Source organism: Corynebacterium sp. DNF00584, from assembly GCF_001552965.1.
GTDB classification, from domain to species: domain Bacteria; phylum Actinomycetota; class Actinomycetes; order Mycobacteriales; family Mycobacteriaceae; genus Corynebacterium; species Corynebacterium phoceense.
The window spans coordinates 49,962-60,907 of record NZ_KQ959762.1 but is presented as its reverse complement, the minus strand read 5'-3'; the positions used below and the strand labels follow the sequence as shown (position 1 = coordinate 60,907).

At 65.1% G+C, this 10,946-nt stretch carries 12 protein-coding genes; 1 reads left to right on the top strand and 11 read right to left on the bottom strand.

Going from position 1 to position 10,946, the window contains the following annotated elements:
- Positions 1-2: 2 nt before the first annotated feature.
- Positions 3-236: a hypothetical protein gene (locus tag HMPREF0307_RS09260; protein WP_066492130.1), complete on the bottom strand. Its 234-nt coding sequence runs from the start codon at positions 234-236 to the stop codon at positions 3-5.
- Between HMPREF0307_RS09260 and HMPREF0307_RS09255 the strand changes: the two genes are divergently transcribed.
- A complete protein-coding gene (locus HMPREF0307_RS09255) occupies positions 229-513 on the top strand; it encodes a metallophosphoesterase family protein (RefSeq protein ID WP_066492124.1) in 285 nt (94 codons plus the stop codon). The two genes, HMPREF0307_RS09260 and HMPREF0307_RS09255, sit on opposite strands and share 8 nt — an antisense overlap.
- Here HMPREF0307_RS09255 and HMPREF0307_RS13345 read toward each other — a convergent pair.
- From HMPREF0307_RS13345 to ftsZ, 10 genes are all read right to left on the bottom strand, one after another.
- On the bottom strand, positions 510-776 hold the full coding sequence (locus HMPREF0307_RS13345; RefSeq protein WP_329601879.1) for a VOC family protein: 267 nt from the start codon (positions 774-776) through the stop codon (positions 510-512). The two genes, HMPREF0307_RS09255 and HMPREF0307_RS13345, sit on opposite strands and share 4 nt — an antisense overlap.
- A 173-nt stretch (positions 777-949) precedes the next feature.
- Positions 950-4,129, bottom strand: a complete 3,180-nt coding sequence (ileS, locus tag HMPREF0307_RS09245) for an isoleucine--tRNA ligase (protein ID WP_066492118.1) — start codon at positions 4,127-4,129, stop codon at positions 950-952.
- 224 nt (positions 4,130-4,353) lie between these two features.
- Positions 4,354-5,082 carry a hypothetical protein gene (locus tag HMPREF0307_RS09240; RefSeq protein ID WP_066492109.1) on the bottom strand — a complete coding sequence of 243 codons (729 nt, stop codon included), beginning with the start codon at positions 5,080-5,082 and terminating at the stop codon, positions 4,354-4,356.
- Between the two features lie 5 nt (positions 5,083-5,087).
- Positions 5,088-5,309: a hypothetical protein gene (locus tag HMPREF0307_RS09235; RefSeq protein WP_066492103.1), complete on the bottom strand. Its 222-nt coding sequence runs from the start codon at positions 5,307-5,309 to the stop codon at positions 5,088-5,090.
- 119 nt (positions 5,310-5,428) lie between these two features.
- Complete coding sequence (locus HMPREF0307_RS09230) at positions 5,429-6,589, bottom strand: DivIVA domain-containing protein (RefSeq protein ID WP_066492092.1); 1,161 nt, start codon at positions 6,587-6,589, stop codon at positions 5,429-5,431.
- A 287-nt stretch (positions 6,590-6,876) separates the two neighbouring features.
- Entirely contained in the window at positions 6,877-7,167 is a 291-nt protein-coding gene (locus HMPREF0307_RS09225) for a YggT family protein (protein ID WP_181734557.1), read from the bottom strand.
- 113 nt (positions 7,168-7,280) lie between these two features.
- Positions 7,281-7,775, bottom strand: coding sequence for a cell division protein SepF (locus tag HMPREF0307_RS09220; protein WP_066492080.1), 495 nt, complete (start codon positions 7,773-7,775; stop codon positions 7,281-7,283).
- A gap of 107 nt (positions 7,776-7,882) precedes the next feature.
- Positions 7,883-8,599 carry a YggS family pyridoxal phosphate-dependent enzyme gene (locus HMPREF0307_RS09215; RefSeq protein WP_066492078.1) on the bottom strand — a complete coding sequence of 239 codons (717 nt, stop codon included), beginning with the start codon at positions 8,597-8,599 and terminating at the stop codon, positions 7,883-7,885.
- Between the two features lie 3 nt (positions 8,600-8,602).
- Complete coding sequence (gene pgeF, locus HMPREF0307_RS09210) at positions 8,603-9,301, bottom strand: peptidoglycan editing factor PgeF (protein WP_066492195.1); 699 nt, start codon at positions 9,299-9,301, stop codon at positions 8,603-8,605.
- A gap of 199 nt (positions 9,302-9,500) precedes the next feature.
- Positions 9,501-10,811 (bottom strand): cell division protein FtsZ, encoded by a 1,311-nt coding sequence (gene ftsZ / locus HMPREF0307_RS09205; protein ID WP_066492076.1) that lies wholly within the window; start codon positions 10,809-10,811, stop codon positions 9,501-9,503.
- Between the last annotated feature and the right edge of the window lie 135 nt (positions 10,812-10,946).

The following is a 10,946-nucleotide window of genomic DNA, read 5'->3' as shown; positions in this document are numbered from 1 at the left end:
GATTAGTACAGAGCGGGGCGGATAGCCGCCCACGCGGGAGCGAGCTGGCCCGAGAACATGGACCAGCCATGGAGGCCACGGTCGAGATAGTTCGTGGTGTGCTCGATGCCGGCGCGAGTAAGAGCAGAGTCGAGACGCTGCGTGCCGCCAATCTGATCCGTGAGCGGCTTGCCAGCGGAGCCCGCGACGTTCCGATTCCCTGATGGCACGGCGGTCCACGCGTGCTCCGTGGTCACCGACCCCGACCCGCGCGTCGTGTGGCAGGACTACCCAGCGCCGGTTGCTGGCGGGGCGAACCTCGGATTCATCCACTCCTCTGTCCACGGCGAGTACAGCCGCTCAGAGTGCCTGCCGGCCTCAGTCGCGGAGCTCGCGAGCGTGGGCTACGACGCGTGGGTGATGGGCCACGTGCACCGACGCATCACCGAGAGCGACGACCCATTCATCGGCTGGGCGGGCATGGGCCACGCGCTGCTCTTCGACGAGCAGACGGGGCGCGTGACGGAGGTCTAGGCCGTGACCTCGATCTGGTTGCCCTCGGCATCGAGGAACGCGCACTCATAGTAACCGTCGCCCGTGGTGCGCGGTCCGGAGAGGATCTCGAACCCGCCCTCGCGCAAGCGCTTGGCCATGGCATCGACGGCGTCCTGGGATCCGAGGGAGAAGGCAACGTGGTTCCATCCGGCGGCATCGGAAAGCGAGGCCGACTCGTGACCGGGGCGGGACATGATTTCTAGGCGCGTGGAGTCCTCGAAAGACAGGAAGTACGTGCGCAGACCCGTGCGCGGGTTGTGGTACTACTCATTCGAGGTCGCGTCGAAATACTCGATGAAGAACGCGCGGGCGGCCTCGAGGTCGCGGACGTACATCGCTGCGTGGTCAATGCGTGGCATGCAGCCCAGAGTACGCGAAAGGGCCCGAGGAGAACCTCGGGCCCTACAGCGGGGTTTTAGGCGTTCTTTGCCACGGTGGCGGTCGCGCCCTTGACGACCTCATGGACGTCGCCGGTGAGCGGCTCGGTGGTCACCGTGAAGTCGGTCGCGAGGACCTCGTCTGCGATGTGATCCTTGTGGCGGTTTGCCCACTCCTCCTTGTCCGCGGGCACGGACAGGACGGCGGTGATGCGGTCCGAGACCTCGAAGCCGGAGGCCTTGCGGGCATCCTGGAGGCCGCGGATAACGTCGGCGGCCCAGCCCTCGGCCTCGAGCTCCTCGGTGACGTTCGTGTCGAGGACGACGAGGCCGTCGAGCCCATCGATGCGCGCCGTCGACTCCGGGTTGGCCGCCTGCAGGCGCTCCGTGTACTCGTCCGGCGTCAGCTCGATATCGCCGTCGACGAGAACATTCTCGCCCTGGCGCTCGTAGTTGCCGGCCTTCAGGTTCTTGATGGCGCGCTGAACGTCGCGGCCCAGGCGCGGGCCGGCGACCTTGGCGTTGCAGACAACCTGGAAGGTACCAACCGAGTCGACGTCGTCAGTGAGCGTGACTTCCTTGACGTTGACCTCGTCGCGGATGATGTCCTTGAAGTCGGCCAGCTGAGCGGAGTTGCTCATCGCGACAGTCAGGCCCGGCAGCGGCAGGCGGTTGCGCAGCTTGTTGGACTTGCGCACCGAGCTTGCTGCCGATGCCACCGCGCGCGTCGCGTCCATGGAGGCCACGAGGTCGGCATCCGCCGGGTAGTCCGCGGCCTTCGGGAAGTCCGCGAGGTGGACAGAGCGCTCGCCGGTGAGGCCGCGGTAGATGACCTCGGCGACGTGCGGGAGCAGCGGGGCGACGACGCGGGTGACGGTCTCGAGCACCGTGTAGAGGGTGTTGAAAGCCTCGGGGTGCTCAGCCTCGCCGGCCCAGAAACGGTCGCGGGAGCGGCGCACGTACCAGTTGGTGAGGGCATCGGCGAACAGGCGCACGTGCTCGGTGGCCGCCGCGATATCCGTGTTATCGAGGGCATCGGCCACGCCCGCGACCAGGTCGTGGGTCTTCGCCAGGATGTAGCGGTCCAGGACGTTGGTCGACGAGGTGTCGAACTTCGCTTCCTGGCCGGCGTAGAGCTGGAGGAAGGTGTACGCGTTCCAGATTGGCAGGATGGCCTGGCGCACGCCCTCGCGGATGCCTTGCTCGGTGACGATGAGGTTGCCGCCACGCAGGATGGGGCTGGACATGAGGAACCAGCGCATGGCATCAGAACCGTCGCGGTCGAAGACCTCGTTGACGTTCGGGTAGTTGCCCTTGGACTTGGACATCTTCAACCCGTCGTTACCTAGCACAATGCCGTGGGCGACGACCTTCTTGTACGCCGGGCGATCGAAGAGCGCGACGGAGAGGACGTGCATGACGTAGAACCAGCCGCGGGTCTGGCCGGAGTACTCGACGATGAAGTCGGACGGCGAGTGAGTCTCGAACCAATCCTTGTTCTCGAACGGGTAATGCTTCTGCGCGAACGGCATGGAACCGGACTCGAACCAGCAGTCGAGGACGTCCGGGACGCGGACCATCATGGACTTGCCGGTCGGGTCGTCCGGGTTCGGGCGGGTGAGCTCGTCGATGTACGGGCGGTGCAGGCTGGTCGGGCGCACGCCGAAGTCGGCCTCGAGCTCGTCGAGGGAGCCGTAGACGTCCACGCGCGGGTACTCCGGGTTGTCAGAGACCCAGGCCGGGATCGGCGCGCCCCAGTAACGGGTACGCGAGATGTTCCAGTCGCGGGCGCCCTCGAGCCACTTGCCGAACTGGCCATCACGGATGTGCTGCGGCAGCCACTCGATCTCGTTGTGGTTGAGCTCGACCATGCGGTCGCGGAACTCGGTGACCTTGACGAACCAGGCCGGGAGAGCCTTGTAGATGAGCGGCTCGCCCGAGCGCCAGGAGTGCGGGTAGGAGTGCTCGATGGTCACGTGGCGCACGACGCGGCCTGCGGCCTTCAAGTCCTTGATGATGCTCTTGTTCGCGTCGAAGACGAGCTGGCCCTCGTACGGCGGGACCTGCGAGGTGAACTCGCCGTCCTCGTCGACGGGGATGACGAGCTCGATGTCGTACTTGTTGCACGTATTCATATCGTCTTCACCGAAAGCCGGGGCTTGGTGGACGACGCCGGTGCCGTCCTCGGTGGTGACGTAGTCCGCCAGGATTACCTGGAAGCCGTTGCGCAGGTCCTTGAAGAAGTCAAAGATCGGCTGATACGTAAAGCCCGCGAGTTCGGCGCCGCTGAACGTCGCCAGCTCCTCAACCTCGCCCAGCTCTTTAGCCAGGGTGCCGGTGAGCGCCTGCGCCATGATGAAGGTCTGGCCAGCAAAGTCGCCGTCCGTGGCCTTGATGAGTGCGTAGGTGACCTCCGGGTTCACAGCGAGAGCCGAGTTGGACGGCAGGGTCCAGGGGGTGGTCGTCCAGGCGAGGAAGGCGGCATCGGAAAGCTCGGGATGCGCGGCGAGGGTCTGCTCGGCCGCGGTGCCCTCGCGCGCGCCGGTGACCGGGAAGGTCACGGTGAGCGTCGGATCCTGGCGCATCTTGTAGGAGTCGTCGAGACGGGTCTCTTGGTTAGACAGCGAGGTGTGCTCGGCCCAGGAATACGGCAGGACGCGGAAGCCCTGGTAGATAAGGCCCTTGTCGTAGAGCTCCTTGAACGCCCACATGACCGACTCCATGTAGTCGATGTCCATGGTCTTGTAGCCGTTTTCAAAATCGACCCAGCGAGCCTGGCGGTTGACGTAGGCTTCCCACTCGTCCGTGTACTCGAGGACGGACTTGGCGCAGTACTCGTTGAACTTCTCCAGGCCCATCTCTTCGATCTGGCCCTTGTCCGTGATGCCCAGCTGCTTCTCGGCCTCGAGCTCGGCCGGCAGGCCGTGAGTGTCCCAACCGAAGACGCGCGGGACGTGGAAGCCGGCCATCGTGCGGTAGCGCGGAACGATGTCCTTGACGTAGCCGGTGAGCAGGTGGCCGTAGTGCGGCAGACCGTTGGCAAACGGCGGGCCGTCGTAGAAAACGTACTCGGGGCATCCTTCGGTTTGTTCAAGGCTTGCCTTAAACGTGTCGTCCTGGGCCCAGTACTTCTGGACGATTTCTTCCATGTCCGGGAAGCGGCTGGAACCGCCGGTCATATCGACCTTGGGGTAGACGTTGCCTACGCTGTCGCTCATTGATTCATCCTTCACGCTGTCGTTGACTGCTGCAGGGACGCGCCTCGCGGCTCGCGGTACCACCCTGCTTGGACCGGTTGCCCGGCCCCGCTTGATTCGTGAAGGAGATGTCGGTCCCACCCGTTCGGTTCTACTGAGCCCAAGGCCGTTCTTCCGAAATGCTCCCCGGTGATGGCCGGATCAGTGCATGTATCTAATAACTATAGCTTGAATGTCAAGCGGAGTTAGAACTCCATGCGCTCCCAGTCGCCGAAGAAGTCCCTGTGGCCGTCCATCCAGGCAAGGAAGCACTCCCCTGCCGCGGCGATATCGAGTTCAACTGCACGGAAATGGCGCTCGGGTCCGCCGTCACGCACCTCGACTTCGAAGCCACCCGCGGCGGAGTCGTAGAGGCTTTGGATGTACTGCACGCCGGGTGTTGCGGCGGATGCGATGTGGAGGAACTCCGCCAGCATGCCCGAGCCGCCGGTGCCGGCCTGTGCGTCGAGCGTCTCCTGTGCACGAGCCATACGCCGCAGGAGCTGAGGTACGCCGCGGCGGGAGGCGAAGCGGACCTCATAGTCGAGGGTGCGGGTGCGGAAGTCGCGGGTCTCGTCGCCGAAGGCAAGTGGCACGGCGCCGGGCTGGGCGACCATCTGCAAACCGAAGCGCGCGACGGCGGGTTCCATGTCGCGCAGAAGGCGCTCCATATGGGCGCCGTCGGTCTCGATAACGAGGACGCGGTCGCCGGCCACACGCGCGAGTGGATACCGGTGGACCGTGGCCTGAAGCAGGTTTTCCAGCGTGTGCGTCGAACCGATGGGTCGCGCAAGACGCTCGATCGCCGCTTGAGCGACGGGCAGCGAGTCGGCGGGGATGAAGCCATCCGCGTCGCGGTCGGGCTCGACGAGCAGAAGGGAATGCGTGGGCACGTCCCATTCCTCGAGACCCAGGAAATCACCGGAATCCGTCACGGCGGCTACTTATCCCCTTCGGCGACGTCGCGCGCGGTGGGCTCCGCGTGGTCCACGATGCGTACGCGGTCTTGGCGGTGTTTCTTCACCCAGTCCGCCGTAAAAAGGATGAGCCCCAGGCCTGCTGCAACGAAGAGACCGACGAGCGCCGCCAGCGTACCGGTCGAGATGTAATAAACGAGCGCCACGAAGGCAACGAGCGCCAAAACAAGGGCGGCGATGAGCATGAAAGAACACTCCCGGAAAGTAAGAACAGATTGGCCTCTAGCCTACCGCGCACAACGCGAAACCCCCGCCGCCAGCACCGCGTGGGCGCTGAGGGACGGGGGTTGGAAGCGGGTCAGGCTTAGTTGTTGCCAGCCTCGCCGTTCGGGGCAGCGGAGCCGCGGGCCTCGAGCTCCTCGAGCTGGGACTCGAGCAGGGTCTTCAGGCGAGTGCGGTACTCGCGCTCGAAGGTGCGCAGCTCGGCGATGCGCGTCTCGAGGGCGGCCTGCTGCTGCTTCACCGTGTTCATGATGTCGGTGTGCTTCTTCTCAGCGTCAGCCTGCAGGGCTGCAGCCTTCTCCTCGGCCTGGCGAATCTGAGCCTCAGCGCGGGAATTGGCGTCGGCCTCGGTCTGCTGAGCCTTGGCCTCGGCGTCGGACACGAGTTTCTTGGAGCGGGTGTCTGCGTCGAGCAGCTGAGCGTCGTACTTCTTCTGAGCCTCAGCCAGCTGGGACTTGGAACGGGTGTCCGCGTCGGTGAGCTGTTTCTCGGCGGCCGAGCGGGCCTCGGAAAGCAGGGACTCGGACTCTGCCTTCGCCTCGGAGGTGAGGCGGTCTGCCATCTCCTGCGCCAGGCCCAGGACCTTGGCGGCCTGCATGTGCGTGTCAGCGGTGGCCAGGCCAGCGCCTGCGGCGGCACCGGCAGCGCCAGCACCCGCGGCGGCAACGCCGGACTTCTGCGTGCTATTCGCAGCGGACTTCTTCAGCTGCTCGTTGTCGCGCTTGGCGGCCTCGAGTTCCTTCTTCAGGGACTCGGCCTCGGACTTGGCCTTAGCAGCCTGCTCCTGGGCAGCCTTGAGCTCAGCGGAAGCAGCAGCGGCGCCAGCAGCCTTGTTGGACTCGCCAGCGTGCGCGGCCTTCTCGGCCTCGGCGCGGGCAGCCTTGAGGTCCGCAGCGGCCTTGGTGGACTCTTCCTTGGCCTTGGCGGCCTCGGACTTGGCAGCAGAAGCCTCGTCCTGCGCGGACTTGAGCTTGGACTCGTAATCAGCCTTGAGCTTGGCCTCAATCTCCTTGCGCAGAGCGGCCTCGTCGACGCCCTTGGCACCAGCCGCACCTGCGGCAGAGCCCGCGGACTTCAGATCCTCAACCTGTGCGGCGAGGTCATCGTTTTCGTCCTGCAGCTGGGCAAGAGTGTCCTCTACGAGGTCGAGGAACTGATCGACCTCGTCCTCGTTGTAGCCACGCTTGCCAATCGGCGGCTTGCTGAAAGCGACGTTGTGTACATCAGCGGGTGTCAGCGGCATTGACTTCTCTTCCCCTTCAAGTCGGTGCGCCCCGGAGGTTCCGAGGCAGTGCGGAGATGTGACAGGCCTACGCCCGAGCTCGCCGCGCGCCGCCTGAAACGACTGCGACGAGGAACCGACGCGGTTCCTTACAAACTATTATTTTAAACAATCATAAGTCCACAAAGCGGACTGTCTCACTCATTGTAGCCAAATGGGCGCGTTCGTGAACATTAACTACACGTTCAGACTAATAGCGACCATGCGATCCACCCCCACGACACGACACCGCAGGAGGGGTCAAAGGCCTAGACCAAGGTGCGGACAACCACCGTGGACAGCAAGCCCAGCAGCAGGAAAAGCACGATAATGGACACGTCGAGCGAGACGTTTCCCAAGCGCAACGGCGGGATAATCTTGCGCAGCCCCTTCACAGGCGGGTCAGTGACCGCGAAGAGGGGTTCGGCCACGAGGGTAAACCACCGCGGCGGGCGGAAATTCCGAGAGAACGACGCGACCATTTCCACAATGATGCGGATAATAAGCGCGAAAGAAAACAGTCGGATTAGCGCGTACAGGATGATGCCGATTTCACTCACGCCCATCGAGCCTAGACGAGGAACACCGAGCATGAGAAAAGCCCCGCCGAACTCACGGGGTGAGTTCGCGCAGGGCGTACGCCGCCCGCTTACGGGTGCGGCGAGGAAAAGGCTTAACGTAGGCCAGCGATGCGCTCGAGCTCGGAGCGGTCGATGTCGACCTCCGGCGGGATGATGACGAAGACCAGGCGGTCAGTGTCCATGCCCGAGGTGAGCTTGAGCATGCGGGAGCCCTCGAAGGCGTAGACCAGGCCAGCGGCGAAGTCGATGAGTCGCTTGTCGTGCCCCGGCTTGGCGTCGGTGACCTCGAAGACGACCGCGTCGCCATCGCGGAACGGAGCACCGACCTTGGTGGCCTCGCGGTAGCTCACCAGGGAGACCGGAACGATGGTCGGCTGGTAGGACGCATGCGGGGCACGCGTCGGGACGGACGAAGCCGGCTCGTATTCGTGCGCGGCCGGCGCCGTGCGCGGCGCGTACGCCGCGGAGCCGTTGGTGGCGTACGCCGGCTGGGCAGGCTCACGCTCGTCGGCGTAGTACGCGTCGTCGGCGTCGATGTCCATCGGGGCCAGGCCGAAGAACTCCTTGGTTCGATCAATAAAAGACATTGTTGGTCTCCCTCTAACCTTCAATGAAGTGGTCTATGGACACGCGGGTCTAAAGTGTTGATTTAGACTTCAGATCCACGCTGTGAAATGCGCATTTGCGTTGTTACTCAAACTATCGGCCGCGGCCCCATAATCCCGGTTCCGACACGCACAATATCCGTGCCCGCCGAAATTGCATCCTTCAGATCGGCACTCATACCCGCCGAAAGTTTGAGCTCACGGCCGAGCGTCGCGGACCACTCATTCGTGAGCGCGCGGACGGCGCGGAAGACCTCGCCGGCGTCGGCATCGAGTGGGGGCACGACCATAAAACCGGCAAGCTCAAGATGCTCGGATTCTTCGACCGCGGCCACGAGCTTGCCGATGCCCTCTGGGTCACTCAGTTGCGTCCCGCCGCGGTGTTCATCGCCGTCCGCGGAGATCTGAATAAAAACCGGCAGCGTGTCGGGCAATCCGGCGCGCTCCCCCGCCGCGAGTGCGTTGCCCATGCCGCGATCGAGGGCCGCCGCGAGCTTCAGCGAGTCGAGCGAGTGGACGCTCGCCGCCCAGCGCGCGACATGATTGGCCTTCTTCGTCTGAATCTGGCCAATCATATGGAAGCGGACGGTGCCGAGCGCGGCGTGCTTGGCGCGGGCTTCCTGCTCGCGGTTTTCCGCGACGTCGGTGATGCCCAGCTCAGCGAGGAGTGCTACATCCTCGACTGGGTGGAACTTGGTGACGGGGAGGAGCTGCGGGGCGGGGCGGGAGGCGGCATCGGCAAGCTGGGCGATCTGGGCGCGGACCTTGTCGAGATTGGCGGAAAGTTCGGCTTTGCGGTCGGTCATGGATTAAGACTCCTTGGGGTGGTTGAGCCAGATGACACCGGCCTGGCGGCCGGTAGTGCCTTCGCGGCGATAGGAGAAGAAGGCCTCGTCCTCGATAGTGCAGCGCGGGTCTGCCTCGATGTTGGTGACGCCGAGCGAGAGGAGCTGACGCACGAGGCCGGCGCGCACGTCGATGCCGGGCGTGCCCTTCGTGGTCTTCGTGCGGGAGCCGGGCAGGTGGGCCTCGACGTCGGCGGCCATATCGGCAGGAACCTCGTAGTGCCGGCCCGACGCGGCGGGGCCAAGGAGGACCTGAATGTTCGCGGGCGTAGCGCCAAGCTCGACCATTGTCGAGACGGTGTTGCGGACGATACCGTTGCGGGCACCCATGCGGCCGGCGTGAGCCGCGGCAACGACGCCGGCGGCGTGGTCCGAGAGCAGCACGGGGACGCAGTCCGCGACGAGGACGGCGAGTCCGAGGTTCGGCGTGGTGGTCACGAGTGCATCGGTGGCCTCGACGGGGCCGTCCTGCGGTCCGTCGATGACGGTGACGGTATTGGTGTGGAGCTGCTCCATGTAGACGATGTCTGGGAGATCCAGAACTCGGGTGAGCCGCGCGCGGTTCGCGGCGACGTCCTCGGGGCTATCGCCCACGTGGGTGCCTAGATTGAAGGAACCGTACGGGGACGAGGAAACCCCGCCGTCACGGGAGGTAAATACCATGCGGACGGGGCGGCGACGCACGTCTGGCGTGGTCGCGGAGGTGGCCTCGTTAGAGGAAGCCTGCGGCTGAGACGGGTTGACTGGCATGCACTCCAGACTACCGCGCCCACTCCCCTCGCCCGGGCCGGGGCGCGCGGGCTGAGCGCGGGCCGTGCTTAGGCGGCGGGGAGGCTCGGTGGGGCTTCTGGCTCAGAGGCTCCTAGCGGAGGAAGTCCGGGACATCGAGGTCGTCATCATCGTCGTTGACGCGGGTCTCACGGGAGTCGCGGCCGTAGTTCGGACGCTCCTCGGCACGCTGGCGGGTGGTAAACAGGCCGCCGTCGTCGTGGCGCTCGACACGCTCGGTGCGCTCCGGCTGGCGGGGAGCGCGGTCTTCGCCGACGCGGAACTCGTGGCGCGGCTGGTAGGCCTCGCGCTCCTCGCGAGCCGGGGCCGAGCGATCCTCGAAGAGAGAGGCGCGGTCCTGGACCGGTGCGGACTGGGACTGGGCCGGAACCTGCTTGGCCGGGGCCGGGTCGTTGTGGGAGATGGTGCCGTCGTGCGCATCTGCGTGGCGGTTCTTCTCTGCATCGAAGCCGGTGGCGATGATGGTCACGCGGATTTCGTCACCGAGCGAGTCGTCGATGATGGTACCGAAGATGATGTTCGCGTCCTCGTCGGCGTAATCGGTGACGAGGGAGGCAGCCTGGTTGATCTCGTGGAGGCCGAGGTCCGAGCCACCGGCGATAGAGAGCAGGATGCCCTTGGCGCCGTGCATGGTGGACTCGAGCAGCGGCGAGTTGATGGCCTGCTCGGTCGCGACGAGGGATCGGTTCTCGCCGCGGGCGTTGCCGATGCCCATGAGAGCAGAACCGGCGTCGGTCATGACGGAGCGGACGTCGGCAAAGTCGACGTTGATCATGCCCGGGGTGGTGATCAGGTTCGTAATGCCCTGAACACCGTTGTGGAGCACCTCGTCGGCGAGGCGGAAGGCCTCGACGATGGGCAGCTCTTCCTCGGAGAGCTGGAGCAGGCGGTCGTTCGGAATAACGATAAGCGTGTCGCAGACCTCGGCGAGGGTGGCGATGCCCTCCTCGGCCTGGCGGGTGCGGCGCGGGCCCTCGAACTTGAACGGCTTGGTGACAACGCCGACGGTCAGCGATCCCTGCTTCTTCGCGATGGACGCCACAACCGGGGCAGCACCCGTGCCTGTGCCGCCGCCCTCGCCGGCGGTGACGAAGACCATGTCTGCGCCGCGCAGGTACTCCTCGAGCTCGCTCTTGGAATCCTCGGCAGCCTGGCGGCCGACCTCCGGGTTAGCGCCGGCGCCGAGGCCACGGGTGGCGTCGCGGCCGATGTCGAGCTTGGAATCCGCGTCGCACAGGATAAGCGCCTGGGCATCGGTGTTGATGGCGACGAACTCGACGCCCTTGATGCCTTCTTCAATCATGCGATTGACGGCGTTGACGCCGCCGCCGCCGACGCCGACGACCTTGATGTCTGCCAAGTTGTTGTTGCTCGGGGTGGTCATGAGAGGTGTTTTTGCCTTTCACCGGATAAGTAGCGCGGCCACGCGCGCGTGGCCGCCAGGATCATGTCTAACGAGGTGTCGCCGAGTAAAACGTGCATGCGCGGCGAGTCGCTTTCCATCTTCGGTGACGACGCT

What these genes read in the sequence shown, in the direction of transcription:
- ileS (WP_066492118.1), bottom strand. Translation starts at nt 4,129, where the DNA reads ATGAGCGACAGCGTAGGCAACGTCTACCCCAAGGTCGATATGACCGGC.
- HMPREF0307_RS09235 (WP_066492103.1), bottom strand. Translation starts at nt 5,309, where the DNA reads ATGCTCATCGCCGCCCTTGTTTTGGCGCTCGTTGCCTTCGTGGCGCTC.
- HMPREF0307_RS09230 (WP_066492092.1), bottom strand. Translation starts at nt 6,589, where the DNA reads ATGCCGCTGACACCCGCTGATGTACACAACGTCGCTTTCAGCAAGCCG.
- HMPREF0307_RS09220 (WP_066492080.1), bottom strand. Translation starts at nt 7,775, where the DNA reads ATGTCTTTTATTGATCGAACCAAGGAGTTCTTCGGCCTGGCCCCGATG.
- HMPREF0307_RS09215 (WP_066492078.1), bottom strand. Translation starts at nt 8,599, where the DNA reads ATGACCGACCGCAAAGCCGAACTTTCCGCCAATCTCGACAAGGTCCGC.
- pgeF (WP_066492195.1), bottom strand. Translation starts at nt 9,301, where the DNA reads ATGGTATTTACCTCCCGTGACGGCGGGGTTTCCTCGTCCCCGTACGGT.
- ftsZ (WP_066492076.1), bottom strand. Translation starts at nt 10,811, where the DNA reads ATGACCACCCCGAGCAACAACAACTTGGCAGACATCAAGGTCGTCGGC.